Raw genomic sequence first — 22,024 nt, 5'->3', positions numbered from 1 at the left:
GCGCCCAGCAGTTGGCTTTTGGAGTGGTAATGGCAAGGTTGCTTTTGGTTTGTTTGTTTGCGTTTTGTTCCTCCTGCATGCACTTGGATGTGCCCCCCGCCAGGCTTGAATTTGTCTCGATCAATCACGAGATATCTTCCTCTTACGACCTGCGTTTCACCTCAGACCGAAACCTGATTGACCTGTATGAGGATCATGGGCGACGGGGGCAGATTGGTACCTGGATCCATTGCTCGTTGAATGGCGATGCGGATTTTTCCATCGAACATGAAATCGTCCTGGAAGCCTCGGGAATCGTCAGCGGCATGCGCTTGATCGAAGGCGATCGTCGCTACGAGATGTTCGCGAATATCAGTGTCGAGAATCACGCCGTCAATGACGGCCGTAACCACATCCGACCGGTTGAGTTGGTGCAGATCCTCAAACCGCAGGAATACATTCCGTGCAAGGTGGTAATAACCGCGTTCCCGTTCGTGGCGTATTACTCGAAAGTCATGTACATGCCCACATCTCGGTTCATTGCCGCAATAGAACATCCTCGCGTGGCACCCGCGCGTATTTCGCTCAAACAGCCCGACCAACCAAGGTCGTTGCTGCCTTTTGCCTCTGTGTGCATCGTGCGCTGGCGCTATGACCTGGCGCTCGGCTATGACCAGATTGACAGCCTCGGACTCTGTAGCGACGTGCCCTATGCCGGCATGTTGGCATCGTTTGCACCGAACAACACGAAGCTGAAGGTTGTTTCAGGTTCAGAGGAAAACCCGGCACCCTTCGCGGCGTACACCATTATTCGCGCTGACGGACGCCGGGAGCCTGGAATAACTGACGACAAGGGCCACACGCATGAGGTGGGATCCAGCGAGTACGAAACAGTGAGGATCCTGATCAACAATAATCTGGATGTCGTTCAGCGTTGGACAAAATGGATTGATAGTGTCCCATAATATGGGATGAAAAATTACATATTGAGATTTAGCGCCTGAGAGGTCTATAGTCCGTCGCACTCACTGCCAAAAACAAAACAGGTGAAGCGATGCTGGCGCAATTGATCGCGCTCGACTGGGGGACGACCTCATTACGTGCTTACAAACTCGCGGCGGGCGGCGTGGTGCTGGAGCAGCGCGCGCTGTCGTCCGGGATCATGCAACTGCCCAAGACGCCGCGAGTCATCAACGGTCGCGAATGCGCCGATGGTTTTGAACTGGCGTTCGACGAGGCGTGCGGCGACTGGCTCGATGCGCAGCCGGATCTGCCGGTGATCGCCTGCGGCATGGTCGGCAGTGTGCAGGGCTGGCGTGAAGCGGCCTACTGCGAGACGCCGGCGAACGTCGCCAATCTCGGAAAATCCCTACAAACAGTTGTCAGCCTGCGTGGCCCCGTGGTGCATATCGTGCCGGGCGTGATCCAGCGTTCGCGTCTGCCGAATGTGATGCGTGGCGAAGAAACCCAAGTGCTCGGCGTGCTGCAGAATCTGCCGATTGAGGCAGGTGCCGATCTGTTGATCGGTCTGCCGGGCAGTCACTCGAAATGGGTCGACGTTGTCGATGGCTGCATCACCCATTTCGATACGTTCATGACCGGCGAAGTATTCGCCGTGCTCAGTGAACACAGCATCCTCGGTCGCACCCAAAAACACAGTGTGACATTCGACGGTCAGGCGTTTGACCGCGGCGTGCAGGTTGCGCAGTCGACAGATGGCGAACTCGGCGTGCTGTCGACCTTGTTCAGTGCTCGCACGCTGGGGCTGACCGGTGAATTGAGCCCGACCGCGCAGGCGGATTATCTGTCCGGCCTGATGATCGGCCATGAACTGGCGGCGCTCGCCACGGTTCAGCGGTGTCGCCGCAACAATCCGAATCTTCCTTCGATCATCCTCATTGGCAACGCGCAACTCTGTGCGCGCTACAGCCGCGCCCTCGACGCCTGTGGTTTCGCCAACGTGACGCTGGCCGAGCAGGCCACCGAGCGTGGTCTGTGGCAACTGGCGCTGGCCGCCGGGCTGATCGATTCCTCATCCCGTTAACCCTGACTGGAGGCCTGACATGCTCAAGCAAGCATTGGCGCAAAACGGTCTGATCGCGATCCTGCGTGGCCTGCATCCGCAGGAAGCCGCCGCTGTCGGAGAAGTCCTGTATGCGGCCGGATTTCGCGTCATCGAAGTACCGCTCAATTCCCCTTTGCCGTACGAAAGTATCCGCATCCTGCGCACGACCTTGCCCGCCGATTGCCTGATCGGTGCCGGCACGGTGTTGACCCCGGAACAGGTCGGGTTGGTGAAAGAGGCCGGCGGCCAGGTGATCGTCATGCCGCACAGCGACGCTAAGGTGTTGCGCGCGGCGAAAGCGGCGGGGCTGTTCCTGTCGCCGGGCGTTGCCACACCGACCGAAGCGTTCGCGGCGCTGGAGGAGGGCGCGGACATTCTCAAGCTGTTTCCGGCCGAGCAGATGGGCCCGGCGGTCGTCAAAGCCTGGCTTGCGGTGTTGCCGGCGGGGACGGTGCTGGCGCCGGTCGGCGGTATCACCCCGGACAACATGCAGGCGTTTATCGATGCTGGCGTGAAAGGTTTCGGTCTCGGCTCCGGTCTGTTCAAACCGGGCATGACGGCGGAGCAGGTGGCGGTGAATGCCAAGGCCTACGTGGCCGCGTGGAAGGCCCTTCGCTAAGACTTTTTTGGCGCTGCGTGCGCTACATCTATAAGAGAGACAAAAAGATGAAAATCACCAAACTCACCACCTTCATCGTCCCGCCGCGCTGGTGCTTTCTCAAGGTTGAAACCGACGAGGGCGTGACCGGTTGGGGCGAGCCTGTGGTCGAGGGCCGGGCGCACACCGTGGCCGCTGCCGTTGAGGAATTGTCCGACTACCTGGTCGGCAAAGACCCACGCAACATCGAAGACATCTGGACCGTGCTGTATCGCGGCGGCTTCTACCGTGGCGGCGCGATCCACATGAGCGCACTGGCCGGTATCGATCAGGCGCTGTGGGACATCAAGGGCAAGGCCCTCGGGGTGTCGGTGAGTGATCTGCTCGGTGGTCAGGTGCGTGACAAGATTCGCGTGTATTCGTGGATCGGCGGCGACCGACCGGCCGATACCGCGCGTGCGGCGAAAGAGGCGGTGAGCCGTGGTTTTACTGCGGTGAAAATGAACGGCACCGAAGAACTGCAATTCCTCGATACCTTCGAGAAAGTCGATCTGGCGCTGGCCAACGTCGCCGCCGTGCGTGACGCGGTCGGGCCGAACGTCGGTATCGGCGTCGACTTTCATGGCCGCGTGCACAAGCCGATGGCCAAGGTGCTGATGAAGGAACTCGATCCGTACAAATTGATGTTTATCGAAGAGCCGGTGCTCAGCGAAAACTATGAAGCGTTGAAAGAGCTGGCGCCGTTGACCAGCACACCGATTGCCCTCGGCGAGCGGCTGTTCTCGCGTTGGGACTTTAAACGCGTGTTGAGCGAAGGCTATGTCGACATCATCCAACCGGATGCTTCCCACGCCGGCGGCATCACCGAAACCCGCAAGATCGCCAACATGGCTGAAGCCTACGACGTCGCGCTGGCGCTGCATTGCCCGCTGGGGCCGATTGCGCTGGCGGCGTGTTTGCAACTCGACGCGGCTTGTTACAACGCGTTTATCCAAGAGCAAAGCCTGGGCATCCATTACAACGAGAGCAACGATTTGCTCGATTACGTGAAGGATCCACGGGTGTTCGATTACGACAAAGGTTTCGTGAAGATCCCCAACGGCCCGGGGTTGGGTATCGAGATCAACGAGGAATACGTGATCGAGCGCGCAGCTGTCGGCCACCGCTGGCGCAACCCGATCTGGCGCCATGCCGATGGCAGCTTTGCCGAGTGGTGAGTCGTCCCTGACACACCCGATGAGATCGTTCCCACGCTCTGCGTGGGAATGCCTCAATGGACGCAGAGCGTCCGCTTTTGGGACGCAGAGCGTCCCGGGCTGCATTCCCACGCGGAACGTGGGAACGATCAGACAGAGGGATTTGTGAAAGGCCTCAGGCCGACCTCAATAAACATAAAAAGAGGCTCTCCCCATGCAACCGCAAACCCTCACCGGGCAGGCGTCTTTAGTCACGCCCAGCCGTAAGCGTTTTTTCATCATGGTGTTGCTGTTTATCACCGTGGTCATCAACTACCTCGACCGCAGCAACCTGTCGATTGCTGCGCCGGCGCTGACCAGTGAGCTGGGCATCGACCCGATTCACGTCGGCCTGATCTTCTCTGCGTTCGGCTGGACCTACGCGGCCATGCAGATCCCCGGCGGCTGGCTGGTCGATCGCGTGCCGCCGCGCATTCTTTACAGCGTCGCTTTGTTGTTGTGGTCTGTGGCTACGGTGATGCTCGGTTTCGCTGCGAGTTTCATCGCGTTGTTTGTATTGCGCATGGCGGTCGGTGCGCTGGAAGCGCCGGCGTATCCGATCAACAGCCGCGTGGTCACGACGTGGTTCCCCGAGCGTGAACGCGCCACGGCGATTGGTTTTTACACCTCAGGGCAGTTCGTCGGTCTGGCATTCCTGACCCCGGTGCTGGCCTGGCTGCAACATGAATTCGGCTGGCACATGGTGTTCGTCGCAACAGGCGCTGTCGGCATTATCTGGGCGGCGATCTGGTACGCGGTGTATCGCGAGCCACGAGATTTCAAAGGTGCCAACGAGGCGGAAATCGACTTGATCCGCGAGGGCGGTGGTCTGGTCGATATTCAGCAAGAGTCGGCCAAGGTCAAAGCCAAGTTCAGCTGGACCGATCTGGGCATCGTCCTCACCAAGCGCAAGTTGTGGGGCATCTACCTCGGCCAGTTTTGCCTGAACTCGACGCTGTGGTTTTTCCTGACGTGGTTCCCCACCTATCTGGTGAAATATCGCGGCATGGACTTCATCAAGTCCGGCCTGTTGGCATCGCTGCCGTTTCTCGCCGCGTTCATCGGAGTGCTGTGTTCGGGGTTCTTTTCCGACTTCTTGATTCGTCGCGGCTACACCGTCGGGTTCGCGCGCAAGTTGCCGATCATTGGCGGTCTGCTTATTTCCACCTCGATCATCGGCGCCAACTTCGTTGAGTCGACGCCGCTGGTGATTGCCTTTCTGGCGTTGGCATTTTTCGGCAACGGTCTGGCCTCGATCACTTGGTCACTGGTGTCGACGTTAGCGCCAGCGCGGTTGTTGGGGCTGACTGGCGGGGTGTTCAATTTCATCGGCAACCTGTCGGCAATTGCTACGCCGATCGTCATCGGTTTCCTTGCCAGCGGCGATTCGTTCGCCCCGGCGATCACCTATATCGCGGTTCTCGCCTTGATCGGTGCTTTGTCCTACGTGCTGCTGGTCGGCAAGGTCGAGCGTATCGAGTTGTAGTGGTCTGCGTCGGGCGACCATAATGCCGCCCGTTCCCTCGCTCAAACGGTAAAAGGCTGGATATGCAGGAAGACGCCCCGGAAAAAACCAAGGACGCCGCGCCCACCGGCACGCAGACGCTGTTGCGTGGCTTGGGTGTGGTGCAAGCGGTGGCCAGTGGCGCCCGCGATCTCAAGGAGATTGCCCGGCTGATCGGCACCACGCGCAGCACCACCCATCGTCTGGCCAGTTGTCTGGTTGATGAGCGCTACCTGCGCGTGGTGCCGCAAGTCGGTTATCTGCTCGGGCCGAAGTTGATCGAACTGGGTTTTCAGGCCCGCGAAGAGTTGCCGCTGGTGACTTTGGCCGGGCCGTATCTGGACGAGTTGTCGGCGCTGACCGGCGACACCGTGCACTTGGGCATTCGTGAAGGCGACGAGGTGCTGTATCTGCTGAAGAATCCGGGACGCAATGGCCCGGAAATGCGTTCGCGGGTCGGCCATCGCATGCCGCTGGCGCGCACCGGGATTGGCAAGGCGTTGATGCTCGATGACTCGCCGAAAGATTGGCAACGTCTGTACGACATCAGTCTGCCCGCAGGTGGGAAAAGTCAGTTCTGGCCGCAGCATCCCCAGCAGTCGTGGGAACAGCTTGAGCAGCGCATGACCGAATACGTTGCCGGTGGCTACGCCTTCGATCTGGAGGACAACGAACCGTCGATCCGCTGCGTGGCGGCGCCGATTCGCGATGCGAGCAAGGGCATTGTCGCGGCGATCAGTATCGCCAGCACCGTGCCGTACATGCCGCTGGAAAAAATGGCCGAGCTGATTCCCCTGATCAAAGGGGTCACAGCCCGGCTGTCGGCAGAGCTAGGCCTGAAGGTTTAAACCTTGAGCGTCGCCATGTCGATCACGAAACGGTACTTCACGTCGCCGGCGATCATGCGCGCGTAAGCCTCGTTGATCTGGCGGATGTCGAGCATTTCGATGTCGCAGGTGATGTTGTGTTCGGCGCAGAAATCCAGCACTTCCTGGGTTTCAGCGACGCCACCGATCAACGAACCGGCCAATACGCGACGGCTCATCACCAGTTTGCCGGCGTGTACCGGTGGATCAATCGGCTCGATCAGACCGACCAGAATGTGCACGCCGTCGAAGCGCAGGGTGTCGAGGTACGGGTTGAGATCGTGCTGCACCGGAATGGTGTCGAGCAGGAAGTCGAAGTAACCGGCAGCCGCTTTCATCTGCTCGGCGTCGGTGGACACGATCACATGATCGGCACCCTGACGGCGGCCTTCTTCAGCCTTGCTTGCCGAACGGGTGAACAGCGTCACTTCGGCGCCCATGGCTTTGGCGAACTTGATGCCCATGTGGCCCAAACCACCCATGCCGAGAATCCCGACCTTGTCGCCAGCCTTGACGCCGTAGTGCTTGAGCGGCGAGTAGGTGGTGATGCCGGCACAGAGGATCGGCGCGGCGCTGGCGAGGGCTAGTTTTTCCGGGATGCGCACGACGAAGTGCTCGCTGACGACGATGCTGTCGGAATAACCGCCCATGGTGTTGCTGCCATCGACCCGATCCGGGGTGGCGTAGGTCATGGTCGGGCCTTCGAGGCAATATTGCTCAAGGTTCGACTGGCACGCTTCGCAGGTGCGGCACGAGTCGACCATGCAGCCAACGCCGACCAGATCGCCTACTTTGTGTTGGGTGACATTCGCACCGATCGCGGTGACTTTTCCGACGATCTCGTGGCCCGGCATCAACGGGTAAACGGCGATACCCCATTCGTTGCGCGCTTGGTGGATGTCGGAGTGGCAGACGCCGCAGTAAAGGATTTCGATCGCGACGTCATCGGCGCGCGGGCTGCGGCGTTCGAATTTCATCGGGGCGAGGGGGGTGGTGGCCGATTGGGCGGCATAACCGATGGCGGTGTACATGTGAAACCTCGCAAAAGCAGGAACAAGTGAGGCGGCGCATTCTGGGCGTCGACTGACCGGTCGGCCATGACGATTCCTCCGGGTCTCATGCCTAATCCTCCGGCATACGGGTTTGATCGGTCGCATTGGCAAAAGGATCTGCGATGATGCTTTCATCCCCTATTTTCGTGATTTTTCGTGAAGAACAATTCGATGCAATTGACCCGTCATCTTGATGCCAATGCGCGGCTGGTTTCGCTGATCGAACCGCTGGCGCTGCGCGATGGTTATTCGCCGACCGGATTGCCCGGTGTGCAAGTGTTGCGCGCCAGTTGCGACGTCGCCCGTGGCCCGCACATTTATGAACCGAGCCTGATGATCATCGCCCAGGGCAGCAAACTGGCGTTTCTCGGGCCACGCACCATGGAATACGGCGCCGGGCATTATCTGATTCAGGCGCTGCCGGTGCCGTTCGAATGTGAGACCTTCGCCTTGCCGGATGCGCCGTTGCTCGGCGTGTCGGTGGCGATTGATCGGGTGTTGCTCGGTGAGTTGGTGCTGGCCATGGGGCTGGCGCCGGGCCGGCATATTCCGGCGCAGACGCCGGAGTCGATGACCTCGGTGGTGCTCGACGATGACATGCGTGGCTGTGTCGAGCGCTTGCTCAGTTGCCTGCACGATCCGCTGGAATGCCAGATTCTCGGGCCGGCGCGGGTGCGTGAATTGTTGTTCACCGCGTTGCGCGGGCCGCAGGCGGATGTATTACGCGCACTGGTCGAGCAGCAGGGACAGTTCGCGCGGGTGGCGGCGTCGATCAGTCATCTGCACGCGCATTACACCGAACCGTTGAATGTCGAGACCCTGGCCGGTTGCGCGAACATGAGCGTGTCGACCTTTCATGAGCATTTCAAGCGCAGCACGCTGTTGTCGCCGGTGCAGTATCTGAAGCGTTTGCGGTTATTGAAGGCGCAGACGTTGCTGGTGGCGGAAGGGCTGGGTGTGGCGCAGGTGGCGCATCGGGTGGGGTATCAGAGTACTTCGCAGTTCAGCCGCGAGTACAAACGCTATTTCGAGCGCAGCCCGGGTGACGAGCGCGCTGCCTGAAAATTTTCACAATCCCTGTGGGAGCTGGCTTGCCAGCGATGAGGCCGGCACATTCAACATAGATGTCACCTGATCCACCGCCATCGCTGGCAAGCCAGCTCCCACAGGGAGTCAAGTGATGCAGTAAATTTTGGGCAACAAAAAGGCCCCCAAATCGGGAGCCTTGATGTTCAGCGGTTCGACTTACATATTCGGATAAGTCGGACCGCCAGCGCCTTCCGGCGTGACCCAGGTGATGTTCTGCGAAGGGTCCTTGATGTCACAGGTCTTGCAGTGCACGCAGTTCTGGGCATTGATCTGGAAGCGCTTCTCGCCGTCTTCCTTGGTGATCACTTCGTACACGCCGGCCGGGCAATAGCGCTGTGCCGGCTCGTCGTACAGCGGCAGGTTCTTGCTGATCGGGATGCTTGGATCAGTCAGCTTCAAGTGGCAAGGCTGTTCTTCTTCATGGTTGGTACCGGAGATGAACACCGAGCTGAGCTTGTCGAAGCTGAGTTTTCCGTCCGGCTTCGGATAATCGATCTTCTTGCAGTCGGCCGCGAGCTTGAGGCAGGCGTAGTCCGGCTTGGTGTCGTGCAGGGTGAACGGCAGTTTGCCGCCGAAGATGTTCTGATCGAGCCAGTTGAAACCGCCGCCGACGATAGCGCCGAACTTGTGGATCGCCGGGCCGAAGTTACGGCTGGCGAACAGTTCGTCGTAGAGCCAGCTCTTCTTGAACGCGTCGACGTAAGTGGTCAGTTCTTCAGTGCCGTCCTTTTCCGCGAACAGCGCGTCAGCCACCGACTCAGCGGCGAGCATGCCGGACTTCATCGCGGTGTGGCTGCCTTTGATCTTGGCGAAGTTCAGGGTGCCGAGGTCGCAACCGATCAGCGCGCCGCCCTTGAAGACCATTTTCGGCAGCGAGTTCAGGCCACCTTTGCAGATGGCGCGAGCGCCGTAGCTGATGCGCTTGCCGCCTTCCAGGTACTGAGCCAGCACCGGGTGATGCTTGAGGCGCTGGAACTCGTCGAACGGCGACAGGTAAGTGTTGCTGTAGGACAGGTCAACGATCAGACCGACCACCACCTGGTTGTTTTCCAAGTGATAAAGGAACGAGCCGCCGGTGTTCTCGGTGCCCATGATGTCCAGCGGCCAACCAGCGGTGTGTACCACCAGGCCTGGCTGGTGTTTGGCCGGGTCGATTTCCCAGATTTCTTTCAGGCCGATGCCGTAGTGCTGGGCGTCGGCATCGCTGTCGAGGTTGTAGCGCTTGATCAGTTGCTTGCCGATGTGGCCACGGCAGCCTTCGGCGAACAGCGTGTACTTGCCACGCAGTTCCATGCCCGGGGTGTACAGGCCTTCTTTCGGATTGCCTTCGCGGTCGACGCCGAGATCACCGGTGATGATCCCGCGCACCACGCCTTGCTCGTCGATCAGCGCTTCCTGAGCGGCAAAGCCTGGGTAGATTTCTACGCCAAGGTTCTCGGCCTGCTGGGCGAGCCATCGGCATAGGTTGCCGAGGGAAATAATGTAGTTGCCTTCGTTGTGCATGGTCTTGGGCACAAAGAAGTCAGGAATCTTCTGCGCGCTGTCGGCGTTTTTCAGCACGAAAATATCGTCGCGGGTCACTGGCGTGTTCAGCGGGGCGCCGAGCTCTTTCCAGTCCGGGAACAGTTCGTTCAGAGCGCGTGGTTCGAACACGGCACCGGACAGGATGTGTGCGCCGACTTCGGAGCCTTTTTCGACCACGCAGACGCTGATTTCCTTACCGGCTTCGGCGGCCTTCTGCTTCAGACGGCAGGCGGCGGACAGGCCAGCGGGGCCGGCACCGACGATGACCACGTCGAATTCCATGTATTCGCGTTCCACAGGCTATCTCCTACTCAAGGCTCAACAGTTTTTTTTCTAATTTGGAGGTTTGATGTCGCATCCGCTATTCCTTTACGTTAACGTCAAGGGGAATATTGGAGAACAGACCTTTCTCTCTAGGCGGCGCATTATATCTACACCACTCCTAGCGTCCAATACAAACGTTTGTTTGAATCGGCTCCAGCCCAGAGAAATCAAAGAAGCGCGGCTTATGAATGGTCATTTTGCTGTATTGACCGGAATAGGCGTTCCGGTCAAGATACGGGCGGTTTTGCGCTCGTCGTAGGCAGACTGGCGGTTTCAAGAGCACGTCTAAAGACAGGGCACAGGCGGTTGAGAGTGATGCGCAGCGCAGTCTGGCGCGCAGTTTACACAGCGTGAGGATCAATGACTTGTCGGTCACCACTGACGAACGGTCGCACCCCCCTCACATCGTGGAATCATTTCGCACCCCGGTCGGCGTTTTTAGAGGTGCCCTTTTAGCCTGATGAGCATCAACCGCCAGGTTCGCCTAGGCGACTTTCTTTTCACCGGAGAGTAACGAGGAATCCATGAAGGTTCTTGTAGCTGTCAAACGCGTTGTGGATTACAACGTCAAGGTTCGCGTCAAGGCGGACAATTCCGGCGTCGATCTCGCCAACGTCAAGATGTCGATGAACCCGTTCTGCGAAATCGCAGTGGAAGAAGCCGTACGCCTGAAAGAGAAAGGTGTTGCGACTGAAATCGTCGTCGTCTCCATCGGCCCGACCACCGCTCAGGAGCAGCTGCGTACCGCACTGGCTCTGGGTGCCGACCGTGCCATCCTCGTCGAATCCGCTGAAGATCTGACCTCGCTCGCCGTGGCCAAGCTGCTCAAGGCTGTGGTCGACAAGGAACAGCCGCAGCTGGTGATCCTCGGCAAGCAGGCCATCGACAGCGACAACAACCAGACCGGCCAGATGCTCGCTGCATTGAGCGGCTACGGTCAGGGCACGTTCGCATCGAAAGTCGAAGTGTCTGGCGACAGCGTTGCCGTGACTCGCGAAATCGACGGCGGCGCGCAGACAGTTTCCTTGAAACTGCCGGCCATCGTCACCACCGACCTGCGTTTGAACGAGCCGCGCTACGCGTCCCTGCCAAACATCATGAAAGCCAAGAAGAAGCCTCTCGAAGTGCTGACTCCGGACGCTTTGGGCGTTTCCACCGCCTCCACCAACAAGACCCTGAAAGTCGAAGCGCCGGCTGCACGCAGCGCAGGCATCAAGGTCAAGTCGGTGGCTGAACTGGTCGAGAAACTGAAAAACGAAGCGAAGGTAATCTGATCATGACTATCTTGGTAATCGCCGAACACGACAACAAGGTGCTGGCCCCGGCCACACTGAACACCGTGGCTGCTGCTGCCAAAATCGGCGGCGACATCCACGTCCTGGTTGCAGGCCAAGGCGCTGGCGCCGTGGCTGAAGCCGCTGCGAAAATCGCTGGTGTGAGCAAAGTCCTCAGCGCTGACAATGCCGCTTACGCGCATCAGCTGCCGGAAAACGTTGCTCCGCTGGTTGCAGAGCTGGGCGCTGGTTACAGCCACATCCTCGCTGCTGCCACCTCCAACGGCAAAAACATCCTGCCGCGCGTTGCTGCGCAGCTGGACGTTGACCAGATCTCCGAGATCATCTCGGTCGAAAGCGCTGACACTTTCAAGCGTCCGATCTACGCCGGTAACGCCATCGCTACCGTACAGTCGACCGCCGCGATCAAAGTGATCACCGTGCGTGCCACCGGTTTCGACCCGGTAGCTGCTGAAGGTGGTTCGGCTGCTGTTGAAGCCGTTGGCGCTGCACACGACGCGGGCACTTCGAGCTTCGTTGGCGAAGAGCTGGCCAAGTCTGACCGTCCAGAGCTGACCGCTGCCAAGATCGTCGTTTCCGGCGGCCGCGGCATGCAGAACGGCGACAACTTCAAACACCTGTACGCCCTGGCCGACAAGCTGGGCGCTGCCGTTGGTGCTTCGCGCGCTGCGGTCGACGCAGGTTTCGTACCGAACGATATGCAGGTCGGTCAGACCGGCAAGATCGTTGCACCGCAGCTGTACATCGCCGTCGGTATCTCCGGCGCGATCCAGCACTTGGCCGGTATGAAAGACTCCAAAGTGATCGTTGCGATCAACAAGGACGAAGAAGCGCCGATCTTCCAGGTGGCCGATTACGGTCTCGTGGCGGATCTGTTCGAAGCCGTACCTGAGCTGGAGAAGCTGGTCTAATCCAGCGGCTTCACTTATAAAGAGCCCGACCTTTTGGTCGGGCTTTTTTTTGTCTCGGATTTGAGTGGGAGCGTTTTGCCATGGATCTGCGCTGCGGATTGCGTTACTCGGTATTGCTGGGATTGGCCCTGTTGTCAGGTTTGGCGACAGCCGCTGGCAAGTGCGAGCGCCTCGTCGTCACCGGTAGCCCGGATGCACCGCCGTACCTGTGGCAGGACCCGCAGAATCCCAAGCAGTTGATCGGCGCCAGTGCCGACCTGTTACAGCAAGTGGCCAAGGATCTCGGCATCAAAGTCGAATTGCTCTACGCCGGCAAACGCTCGCAAGCCCTCGACGAAGTGCGCAGCGGGCGCATGGACATGCTGGCCGATGCGCCGTTGACCTTCAATGAGCTGGAAATCCTCGACTACATCTATCCGCCATTGCTGGAAAACGATTACCTGGTGTGGACGCGCAAAGGCTCGACCCTGGTCTACGGCGAAGCCAAAGACCTGCACGGCCACGCAGGTGCGCTGTCGGAAAAGTCTCGAATCACCCAGGCATTCGGCACTTTCGCCGAGCAGAATCTGACCCTGACCCGGACAGCCAACCTCACTCAGGCCTTTCAGAAACTGCTCCTCGGTGAAGTCGAATATGTACTCGCCGGCCGATACTCAGGCATGGCCGCCGCGCAGGCATTGGGCATGGCCAATGACTTGCTGGCCTTTGAGCAACCGATCGACCGCCCGGGTCTGTTTCTCGCGGTTTCCCATAACTCGGCGTGCAACGATCCGTGGTTGCGCGGACAGTTGGCCAAAAAGATGACAGAATTGCCCGCGTCCGGACTGACGGAAGCTGCGCTGCAACGCAATATCGAGCGCTGGAAGGCGCAGCAGCAACAGCCGCAACCACCTGTCAGTGCCCCAAAACAGTAGGGATTCTTAGTGAGTATTCGACCTCTTTTCGCGGCTGTGGCCGTTCTGGCTCTGGCCGGTTGCGCAACCGATCCGGCACCCATCGAACAAATGCGCCTGACCGAGCAAGCCATCACCCAGGCCAAGGCTGTTGGCGCTACTGCCGACGAAGTGCCGGAAATGAAACTGGCCGAAACCAAATACAACCGCGCCAAAGGCAACATGGCTGACGAGTCCTACCGGAATGCGCGCATGCGTTCCGAGCAGGCGGAACTGGATGCACGTCTGGCCGAAGCCAAAGTGCTGACGCAAAAGAGTGAAGAACAGGTGAATGTGCTCAATACCCGCATCGTCCGACTGCGCAAGCAACTGGGAGATGCCCAATGAGCTTCAAGTCGAAAGTTCTCGGCGGTTTGATTCTCGCCGGTTGTGCCAGCCTGTACGGCTGCGCCGGTCAACACAGCGAATCCGCGCTGCAAGAAGCCAGCGCCGACTTCCAGAAGGTCAAGGAAGACTCCAACGTGCTGCGCATTGCGCCGAAAGACGTGATCCGCGCCGGTGAGTCGCTGGCCCGTGCCGATCGCCTGTCGACCTACTGGGGCAGCGGATCAGACGTGGTGCATTACGCCTACCTGAGCCAGCGCTACAGTGAAATCGCCCGCGAGCACACCAATCAGGTGCTCAACGAAGAGCGCGCAGCCAAGCTCGAACTGGAACGTCAGCGCCTGCAACTGGCCCTGCGTGAGTCGAAATTGCTGAGCGTGCAGCAGCAGGGTAAATGGCTCGAAGAGCAGATCGTCGCACTGGCCACCACGCAGACTGATCGCGGTCTGGTGATGACCCTCGGCGATGTGCTGTTCGACACCGGTGAAGCCGAGTTGAAAAACTCGGCCAACCGCGTGGTGCTGAAGATTGTGCAGTTCCTGCAACTGAACCCGAAACGCGTGGTGCGCATCGAGGGTTACACCGACAGCACCGGCGGCAAACAGGAAAACCTCAAACTGTCCCGTGACCGCGCACAATCGGTGGCGGACGTGCTGATGGACCTGGGCATCGACGACAAACGCATTCAGGTCGAAGGCTACGGCGATGAGTATCCGGTGGACGCCAACGCTTCCGAGCGCGGGCGGGCACAGAACCGTCGGGTGGAGATTGTCTTCTCCGACGAAAAAGGCCAGCTCGGCGCCGCCCGTTAAGGGTTGCGTCTCTGGAAAGCCCGGGCTGTCATGCAGTGCCGGGCTTTTTTACGTCTGTCGAATGGCCCACAAATCAGTACAGTCAGGGGCAGACACCGCACTGTATGGTCGAGTAATGTGGCAACTGTCCCAGTACACTTCTAAACTGTTCCGGTATTGTTTCACACAAGAATAAAATGCCCGTGAAATCGAGTGCTGCGTCATGACCAATCTCTTGCTCTACCAACGTATTGCTCAGCAACTGGCCGAAGACATCCGCCGTGGTGTCTATCAACCGGGGGAGCGCGTGCCTTCGGTGCGCAAGATGAGTTCGCAGCTCAACGTCAGCCATGCGACGGTCTTGCAGGCTTATGCCAATCTTGAAGATCAGGGCTTGATTCGGGCGCGTCCGCAGTCCGGTTATTACGTACACCAGACACCTGCGCTGACTGCGCCGACGCCGGACATTGCCAGAGTTGAGCGTCCCGGTCTGGTCACTCGCAGCAGCATCATTCAACAGGTTCTGGTCGAGTCGCGCCGTGAAGGCGTGTTCCCGCTCGGTGCCGCCGTGCCGAGTGTCGATTACTTGCCGGTGCGCGCACTGCATCAGCAACTGGCCAAGGTCACCCGTTTCCATAGCCCGCGAGCCTTCAGCTACATGTTCAGCCCGGGTTTTGAACCGTTGCGCCGGCAAGTGGCAATCCGTATGCGCGATGCCGGTGTGGTGGTCGATCCGTCGGAAGTGGTGATCACCCACGGTTGCGTCGATGCCCTGCAGATGTCGTTGCGTGTGCTGACCCGGCCGGGCGATCTGATCGCCGCAGAGTCGCCGACGTATTACGGCCTGCTGCAACTGGCCGATCTTCTCGGCTTGAAGGTCATCGAGATCCCTAGTGATCCCGCCACCGGCATGAGCCTCGAAGCCCTGCAACTGGCGGCCAACCAATGGTCGATCAAAGCGCTGGTGCTGACCACGCGCCTGAGCAATCCACTGGGTGGCACCATGCCCGAAGAGCGGCAGAAGCAGTTGCTGCGTCTTGCCTCGGATTTTGATATCCAGATCGTCGAAGACGATATCTATGGCGAACTGATGTTCGAGCAAGGCAAAACCAAAGCGCTCAAGGCTTATGACCGACTGGATCGGGTGATCTACTGCTCGAGCTTCTCCAAAACCTTGTCCCCCGGCGTACGCATCGGCTGGATGATCGCGGGCAAGTATCAGCAGGAAATCCAGCGCTTGCAGACCTTCAGCACCCATTCGGCGTGCAGCGTGACGCAGATGGCGATTGCCGCTTATCTGGAAAACGGTGGTTATGACCGGCATTTACGGTACATCCGCCAGGAATACCGGAAAAACCTCAGCGCCTTCCAGTTGGCGGTGCAGCAGTACTTCCCCGAAGGCACGCAAATGACCCGGCCCACGGGCGGTTTCATCCTTTGGGTGAGTCTGCCGGGCAGGGTCAATACGCAAGAATTGCATGTGCGTGCGTTGCAGCAGGGCATCAGCATTGCCCCGGGGCTGATCTTCAGCAATACCGAGCAGTTCAACCACTGTATCCGCCTGAACTGCGGGATTCCGTGGAACCGCGAGGCGGAGCGGGCGTTGATGACTCTGGGTCTGTTGGCGACTCAACTGTGTCAGGAAACGGCTGGCGGATTCTGAACGGGCGGTGGGTGATGCTTGTCTTGTGGCGTTCAACAAGCGAGCATATGGCCCTCTGCCGTTAGCGTCGTTGGGTTCATGAAAGCGATTTTTCCTGCTGCATGGGTGTTGCTGGGTTTGCTGATGATCGGTCATGCGCCTGGCGTCGTGGCCGCTGCAGTTCAGGAAAAACCGGCTGCGACGAGTCCCGCTAAAAAAGCCACGGCTGCGCAGAAGGCCGTTCCCGCCAAGAAAGCCCAGCAGAAAGTCATCAAGAAGCGCAAGCCAGTCGCCTCGAAATCGAAACCCGCCAGTGAAGTGGTAAAAACCAAGTTGCCGTCGGCCAAACTCGATTTGAGCCTGCCCAAGGACATGGTCGAGGAATTGAAGCCCCAGGGCACGGTTGAAATGCCCAAGCGCGAGCCGATCCTGCCGCAGATGTTTGGCGAGAAAAACAACGGATTCCAGCTCAACGGCCGCTTGCTCAGCAACGAAATGCAGTTGCAACTGCGCAACGAAGAGCGCCGCGAAGTCGAAGGTGCGGCGCTGGATTTCGAATTCAAACAGTAAAACCAACCCATCTGTGACCCGCAGACCAGACGCTTTGTCGGAGACTGGTCAGTCACATTGAGTTATCGCTAAAAACCCCGGTTCAGGCAATTTGAAACAGCCGTTTTAGCGGTTACTCTGTTCCGCGTCTCTTTTACACATCGCCCGTCGCGAGGAATTGTTCGTCATGAAATGCCGTGAAGGCTGTGGCGCTTGCTGCATTGCCCCTTCCATCAGTTCGCCGATTCCCGGCATGCCTGATGGCAAACCCGCCGGCGAACGTTGCGTGCAGCTTTCGGTCGAAAACCTGTGCAGCATTTTCGGCCGCCCGGAGCGCCCGGCAGTCTGTTCGGGCTTTGCTGCGGATGTCGAGGTCTGCGGCAGCAGCTCGGAAGAAGCGATCAGGCTGATCGGCTGGTGGGAGCAAATGACGGCGGCGTGATGTGTCAAACGAACGGAACTTCAACAATAAGGAATAAGACTATGGGTTCGCTGCATCGTATCGCTGTGTTGTGTGGTTTGACCGCTGTGCTGGCCACGTCCGTCGTTCAGGCTGAAGACTGGAAAGTCGCCAGGAACGAGGACGGTATCAAGGTGTCCCTCAGCGAAGTGCCGGGTTCGGACTACAAGTCCTACCAGGGCGTTGCGCTGATGAAAACCACCGTCGCCAAACTGCGCGCACTGCAGGAAGACGTCGCTGGCGCCTGCGCCTGGATTCACGAGTGCAAGACCCAGAAACTGCTCAAGCACGAAGGCGATCAGAGCTGGACCTACACCCAGTTCAACACGCCTTGGCCAGTTACTCCGCGTGACTCGGTGCTGAAGGTGACCACCGTTGAAGGTGCCGATGGCAGCCTGACCCGCAATCTGGAAGGCTTGCCGACGTACATGCCGGAAGAAAAGGGCTTTGTCCGCGTGCAGCAGGTCAAAGGCTTCTGGAAGTTCGTACCGAAGGGCGACCAGGTTGAAGTGACTTATCAGGTGCACACCGAGCCAGGCGGTAGCGTGCCGGCGATGGTTGCCAACAAGTTTGTCGTCGATGCTCCGTTCAACACCTTGAAAGCTCTGAAAGAACGCGCCGAGAAGTAATCGGCCCGCTTTCAACGAAACGCCTCGAACAAGTCGGGGCGTTTTGTTTTGTATCTATATTGTGTTTCCAGATATGCGTTGCACGAAATTTTCACAAAGTGTTCCTGACAATTCGCCCGCGCTGTTTGCCCGCTGCTGTAAATGAAAGTGTCTGGCGGCGGGGCAGTAATCAATGGCAATGGTGCGGGTGATCGTGCAACATTTGCGCACTGCGCAAGCCCCGGGGTCGGGAATGACCAATAGAGGGCATGGCGCCGCTGTATTTTTGCAACTTCAACTTCCAATGGGTCCTAAAACGACATGGCAAACCCGGACGCCCTGAATCAGCAGCGATCTTCTGCTCGCCTGCTGCAACCGACCGTCAAATCGCATCTGGCCTACACGCTGCTTTGTGCGCTGGTCATGATGGTGATGTTTTCCGTGCTGCGCCTCGCGCTGCTGGTCTACAACCGCGAGATGATCCTCGACACCCCGGCTTCGACCTTCCTCGAAGCCTTCGCCAACGGCCTGCGTTTCGACCTGCGCCTGGTGGTTTACCTGTGCATTCCGCTGGTGCTGGCACTGTTCAGTGCCCGCGCCATGGCTGCCCGCGGCTTTTTCCGTCTGTGGTTGACGGTCGCGTCGAGCATCGCGCTGTTCCTCGGCCTGATGGAAATGGACTTCTACCGCGAGTTCCACCAGCGCCTCAATGGTCTGGTGTTCCAGTATGTGAAGGAAGACCCGAAAACCGTGATGAGCATGCTCTGGTACGGTTTTCCGGTGGTGCGCTACCTGCTGGCGTGGGTCATCGGCACTGTCATCCTGACCCTGGCGTTCAAAGGCGCCGACCGTGCCACGCGTCCGCGCGGGCCTTTCAGCGGTGGCAGTGTCAGCACCCGTCAGGTCGCGCCGTGGTACACCCGTCTGGCGGTGTTCGTGGTCTGCCTGCTGATCTGCGTGGTTGCCGCCCGTGGCACCCTGCGTCAAGGCCCGCCAATGCGCTGGGGTGACGTGTACACCACCGATTCCAACTTCGCCAACCAGCTCGGCCTCAACGCCACGCTGTCGCTGATCGAGGCCGCCAAGTCCCGTATGGGCGAGGATCGCGACAACATCTGGAAAGCCACGTTGCCGCAAGAACAAGCGCAGAAAATCGTGCGCGACATGCTGCTGATGCCAGACGAAAAACTGGTCGATGCCGATATTGCCGCCGTGCGCCGTGATTACACGCCGCCGGCCGACAAGACCCTGCCGATCAAGAACGTCGTGGTGATCCTGATGGAAAGCATGGCCGGTCACTCGGTCGGTGCATTGGGCGCGCCAGGCAACATCACGCCATACCTGGACAAACTGTCGAAGGAAGGCCTGCTGTTCGATCGCTTCTTCTCCAACGGTACGCACACCCACCAGGGCATGTTCGCGACCATGGCCTGCTTCCCCAACCTGCCAGGTTTCGAATACCTGATGCAGACCCCGGAAGGCAGCCACAAGCTGTCCGGCCTGCCGCAGGTGCTCAGCGCCCGTGACTATGACGATGTGTACGTCTACAACGGCGACTTCGCCTGGGACAACCAGTCGGGCTTCTTCAGCAACCAGGGCATGACCAACTTCGTTGGCCGTAACGACTTCGTCAACCCGGTGTTCTCCGATCCGACCTGGGGCGTGTCCGACCAGGACATGTTCGACCGTGGCCTGCAGGAGCTCAAGGCAAGGGAAAACGGCAAGCCGTTCTACGCGCTGCTGCAAACCCTGTCCAACCACACGCCATACGCCTTGCCGACGCCATTGCCGGTCGAGCGCGTGACTGACCGTGGCAGCCTCAACGAACACTTGACCGCCATGCGTTACTCCGATTGGGCGCTGGGTCAGTTCTTCGAGAAGGCACGCAAAGAGCCGTACTTCAAGGAAACCCTGTTCGTCATCGTCGGCGACCACGGCTTCGGCAACCAGCGCCAGATCACCGAAATGGACCTGGGCCGCTTCAACGTGCCGATGCTGATGATCGCACCGGGCATTCAGGAGAAGTTCGGTACGCGTGACCACACCGTGGGTACGCAGATCGACATCGTGCCGACCATCATGGGCCGTCTCGGCGGCGAAGTGCGTCATCAGTGCTGGGGCCGCGACTTGCTCAACCTGCCGGAAGGCGACACCGGTTTCGGTGTGATCAAGCCGTCGGGCAGCGAGCAGACCACTGCCATCGTTACTGCTGACCAGATTCTGGTATTGCCGAGAGACAAGGATATGGGGCCGAAGATGTGGCAGTACCAACTGGGGGCCAATCCGCACGCCGAAGTGGTACCGAATGCACCGCGCACCGCCGAGTTGAAACTCAAACTCGAAGCGTTCCTGCAAACGGCGACCAAAAGCCTGATGGATAACACCGCTGGCGTCATTCACGGCAAGCCGGATTGATCGCTTGCCGACAATAAAGTCCGCGCAATAAAAAAGAGGCCCTGAACAGGGCCTCTTTTTTTACGCTTGAATCGTTATATCCGACCGAGTAACAGCAGGACCAACAGCACCACCAACACCACGCCGATAATGCCCGATGGACCGTAACCCCAACTTCTGGAGTGCGGGAAGACCGGCAGACCACCGATCAGCAACAGGATCAGGATAATGATTAGAATTGTGCCCATGTCGATTTCCTTGTTGATAGTGTTCGAGAAGTCTTGGTATTCAAGGGCGACTGGAGACTAAGTAATTCCAGACGGCTTACAAATTCCGACCGGTGCGCATGAAAGAAAATTCAATGTTTTTTTAATGTATTTGGATTGCTTGTTTATTTCCTTTGAAGCACAAGATCAAAAGATCGCAGCCTTCGGCAGTTCCTACAGGAGTTCGATGCAGGAGCTGCCGAAGGCTGCGATCTTTTGATCTTGCATTCAGCAACTTGATGGAGCGTGGGCGCGCGCCGATCCTTCGCTACACTCGGCGCATCTTCCCCGGAACAACAAGGCTGTGTGCTATGCAAAATCGCATGATGATCACTGGTGCGGGCTCGGGCCTGGGTCGCGAAATCGCGCTGCGCTGGGCGCGTGAAGGCTGGCAGCTGGCCTTGTCCGACGTCAGCGAACCCGGCCTGCAGGAAACCCTGAAAATGGTCCGCGAGGCGGGCGGTGACGGTTTTGTTCAGCGCTGCGATGTGCGTGATTACAGCCAGCTCACCGCATTCGCCCAGGCCTGCGAAGAGAAGCTCGGTGGCATCGACATCATCGTCAACAACGCCGGTGTCGCGTCGGGCGGTTTCTTCAGCGAGCTGTCGCTGGAAGACTGGGACTGGCAGATCGCGATCAACCTGATGGGCGTGGTCAAGGGCTGCAAGGCGTTTCTGCCGTTGCTTGAGCAAAGCAAAGGCAAAATCATCAACATCGCGTCCATGGCCGCATTGATGCAAGGCCCGGCGATGAGTAACTACAACGTGGCCAAGGCTGGCGTGGTGGCGCTTTCGGAAAGCCTGTTGATTGAACTGGCGCAACAGGAAGTTGGCGTACATGTGGTCTGTCCGTCATTCTTCCAGACCAATCTCCTCGACTCTTTCCGTGGTCCGACGCCGGCGATGAAAGCGCAGGTGGGCAAGTTGCTGGAAAGCTCGCCGATTACCGCAGCGGATATTGCTGATTACATTTATCAGCAAGTAGCGGCCGGCGAATTCATGATCCTGCCCCACGAGCAAGGGCGCATGGCCTGGGCGATCAAGCAGAAGAACCCGCAACTGCTCTATAACGAAATGACCTCCATGGCGGAAAAAATGCGCGCCAAAGCCAAACAGAACAACGGCTGACCTTGCCCGTTGCAGACGGCGTCGTTAGGGTGGCCGCAATGGTCACCCTGTCGAGACGCATCAATGCTCAATTACTTGTGGTTCTTCCTCGCGGCGCTGTTTGAAATCGCCGGTTGTTTCGCCTTCTTCATGTGGCTGCGCCAAGGCAAAAGTGCGTTGTGGGTTATTCCTGCGCTGCTCAGTCTGACCCTGTTCGCGCTGCTGCTGACCCGCGTCGAAGCCAACTATGCCGGGCGTGCCTATGCCGCGTATGGCGGGATCTATATCGTCGCATCGATTGGCTGGCTGATGGTGGTGGAGCGCGTGCGTCCATTGGGTTCGGACTGGATCGGCGTGGCGTTGTGCGTGATCGGCGCCAGCGTGATTCTGTTCGGCCCGCGCTTTTCTGCGGCCTGACGGCTATTTGTCGGAAACGTCTGACGGCCAGCGGCGAGTATGGGTGTAAGGCAAAACTGATTTGCCCGCCAC

22 protein-coding genes are annotated in these 22,024 nt (G+C 58.9%); 19 read left to right on the top strand and 3 right to left on the bottom strand.

The annotated features are described in order from the left end of the window. Window positions 1–29 precede the first annotated feature (29 nt). The 6 genes from M5G26_RS13835 (at window position 30) to M5G26_RS13810 (ending at window position 6,229) form a co-directional block, all read left to right on the top strand. Window positions 30–944 carry a hypothetical protein gene (locus M5G26_RS13835; RefSeq protein ID WP_273915727.1) on the top strand — a complete coding sequence of 305 codons (915 nt, stop codon included), beginning with the start codon at window positions 30–32 and terminating at the stop codon, window positions 942–944. 89 nt (window positions 945–1,033) lie between these two features. Then, entirely contained in the window at window positions 1,034–2,023 is a 990-nt protein-coding gene (locus M5G26_RS13830) for a 2-dehydro-3-deoxygalactonokinase (protein ID WP_273915726.1), read from the top strand. A 19-nt stretch (window positions 2,024–2,042) separates the two neighbouring features. Continuing rightward, a complete protein-coding gene (locus M5G26_RS13825) occupies window positions 2,043–2,663 on the top strand; it encodes a 2-dehydro-3-deoxy-6-phosphogalactonate aldolase (RefSeq protein ID WP_273915725.1) in 621 nt (206 codons plus the stop codon). Window positions 2,664–2,710: 47 nt separating this feature from the next. Then, on the top strand, window positions 2,711–3,859 hold the full coding sequence (dgoD, locus tag M5G26_RS13820; protein WP_273915724.1) for a galactonate dehydratase: 1,149 nt from the start codon (window positions 2,711–2,713) through the stop codon (window positions 3,857–3,859). A 193-nt stretch (window positions 3,860–4,052) separates the two neighbouring features. Then, a complete protein-coding gene (locus M5G26_RS13815; RefSeq protein ID WP_095048589.1) occupies window positions 4,053–5,363 on the top strand; it encodes an MFS transporter in 1,311 nt (436 codons plus the stop codon). Window positions 5,364–5,425: 62 nt separating this feature from the next. Beyond that, window positions 5,426–6,229: an IclR family transcriptional regulator gene (locus M5G26_RS13810; protein WP_034155326.1), complete on the top strand. Its 804-nt coding sequence runs from the start codon at window positions 5,426–5,428 to the stop codon at window positions 6,227–6,229. Here M5G26_RS13810 and M5G26_RS13805 read toward each other — a convergent pair. Next, complete coding sequence (locus tag M5G26_RS13805; RefSeq protein ID WP_007908332.1) at window positions 6,226–7,278, bottom strand: NAD(P)-dependent alcohol dehydrogenase; 1,053 nt, start codon at window positions 7,276–7,278, stop codon at window positions 6,226–6,228. The genes M5G26_RS13810 and M5G26_RS13805 overlap by 4 nt on opposite strands. A gap of 192 nt (window positions 7,279–7,470) precedes the next feature. On the opposite strand from M5G26_RS13805, the gene M5G26_RS13800 reads away from it, so the two are divergent. Continuing rightward, on the top strand, window positions 7,471–8,361 hold the full coding sequence (locus tag M5G26_RS13800) for an AraC family transcriptional regulator (protein WP_016985999.1): 891 nt from the start codon (window positions 7,471–7,473) through the stop codon (window positions 8,359–8,361). A gap of 183 nt (window positions 8,362–8,544) precedes the next feature. Here the strand turns inward: M5G26_RS13800 and M5G26_RS13795 are convergent, their stop codons facing one another. Then, window positions 8,545–10,209: an electron transfer flavoprotein-ubiquinone oxidoreductase gene (locus M5G26_RS13795; protein WP_064120345.1), complete on the bottom strand. Its 1,665-nt coding sequence runs from the start codon at window positions 10,207–10,209 to the stop codon at window positions 8,545–8,547. Between the two features lie 551 nt (window positions 10,210–10,760). Between M5G26_RS13795 and M5G26_RS13790 the strand changes: the two genes are divergently transcribed. From M5G26_RS13790 to M5G26_RS13745, 10 genes are all read left to right on the top strand, one after another. Beyond that, window positions 10,761–11,510 (top strand): electron transfer flavoprotein subunit beta/FixA family protein, encoded by a 750-nt coding sequence (locus tag M5G26_RS13790; RefSeq protein ID WP_007908338.1) that lies wholly within the window; start codon window positions 10,761–10,763, stop codon window positions 11,508–11,510. Between the two features lie 2 nt (window positions 11,511–11,512). Then, the gene (locus M5G26_RS13785) at window positions 11,513–12,442 is read left to right on the top strand and encodes an electron transfer flavoprotein subunit alpha/FixB family protein (RefSeq protein ID WP_134176389.1); all 930 of its coding nucleotides are present in this window, start codon (window positions 11,513–11,515) and stop codon (window positions 12,440–12,442) included. A gap of 80 nt (window positions 12,443–12,522) precedes the next feature. Beyond that, complete coding sequence (locus tag M5G26_RS13780; protein WP_273915723.1) at window positions 12,523–13,356, top strand: substrate-binding periplasmic protein; 834 nt, start codon at window positions 12,523–12,525, stop codon at window positions 13,354–13,356. A gap of 9 nt (window positions 13,357–13,365) precedes the next feature. Continuing rightward, entirely contained in the window at window positions 13,366–13,722 is a 357-nt protein-coding gene (locus M5G26_RS13775; protein WP_038364424.1) for a DUF4398 domain-containing protein, read from the top strand. Continuing rightward, entirely contained in the window at window positions 13,719–14,531 is an 813-nt protein-coding gene (locus tag M5G26_RS13770) for an OmpA family protein (protein ID WP_095120547.1), read from the top strand. Before M5G26_RS13775 ends, M5G26_RS13770 begins: the two co-directional genes overlap by 4 nt. 202 nt (window positions 14,532–14,733) lie before the next feature. Further along, a complete protein-coding gene (locus tag M5G26_RS13765; RefSeq protein WP_016985994.1) occupies window positions 14,734–16,173 on the top strand; it encodes an aminotransferase-like domain-containing protein in 1,440 nt (479 codons plus the stop codon). A gap of 78 nt (window positions 16,174–16,251) precedes the next feature. Continuing rightward, window positions 16,252–16,722 carry a hypothetical protein gene (locus M5G26_RS13760; protein ID WP_038364420.1) on the top strand — a complete coding sequence of 157 codons (471 nt, stop codon included), beginning with the start codon at window positions 16,252–16,254 and terminating at the stop codon, window positions 16,720–16,722. Between the two features lie 166 nt (window positions 16,723–16,888). Beyond that, window positions 16,889–17,143, top strand: coding sequence for a YkgJ family cysteine cluster protein (locus tag M5G26_RS13755; RefSeq protein ID WP_007908349.1), 255 nt, complete (start codon window positions 16,889–16,891; stop codon window positions 17,141–17,143). Between the two features lie 41 nt (window positions 17,144–17,184). Then, window positions 17,185–17,790: an START domain-containing protein gene (locus M5G26_RS13750; RefSeq protein ID WP_273915722.1), complete on the top strand. Its 606-nt coding sequence runs from the start codon at window positions 17,185–17,187 to the stop codon at window positions 17,788–17,790. A gap of 300 nt (window positions 17,791–18,090) precedes the next feature. Further along, window positions 18,091–20,184, top strand: coding sequence for an LTA synthase family protein (locus M5G26_RS13745; protein ID WP_150694143.1), 2,094 nt, complete (start codon window positions 18,091–18,093; stop codon window positions 20,182–20,184). Between the two features lie 74 nt (window positions 20,185–20,258). On the opposite strand, the gene M5G26_RS13740 is transcribed toward M5G26_RS13745, so the two are convergent. Next, window positions 20,259–20,417 carry a DUF3309 family protein gene (locus M5G26_RS13740; protein ID WP_169432680.1) on the bottom strand — a complete coding sequence of 53 codons (159 nt, stop codon included), beginning with the start codon at window positions 20,415–20,417 and terminating at the stop codon, window positions 20,259–20,261. A gap of 323 nt (window positions 20,418–20,740) precedes the next feature. Between M5G26_RS13740 and M5G26_RS13735 the strand changes: the two genes are divergently transcribed. Both M5G26_RS13735 and M5G26_RS13730 read left to right on the top strand, forming a co-directional pair. Further along, entirely contained in the window at window positions 20,741–21,556 is an 816-nt protein-coding gene (locus tag M5G26_RS13735) for an SDR family oxidoreductase (protein WP_077574042.1), read from the top strand. A 63-nt stretch (window positions 21,557–21,619) separates the two neighbouring features. After that, window positions 21,620–21,952 carry a YnfA family protein gene (locus M5G26_RS13730; protein ID WP_008088571.1) on the top strand — a complete coding sequence of 111 codons (333 nt, stop codon included), beginning with the start codon at window positions 21,620–21,622 and terminating at the stop codon, window positions 21,950–21,952. Window positions 21,953–22,024 lie beyond the last annotated feature (72 nt).

The organism is Pseudomonas sp. TNT2022 ID642, assembly GCF_028656995.1.
Classification (GTDB): Bacteria; Pseudomonadota; Gammaproteobacteria; order Pseudomonadales; family Pseudomonadaceae; genus Aquipseudomonas.
Note: the sequence above shows the minus strand (reverse complement) of the source record. Positions and strands in the feature narration are given on the sequence as shown.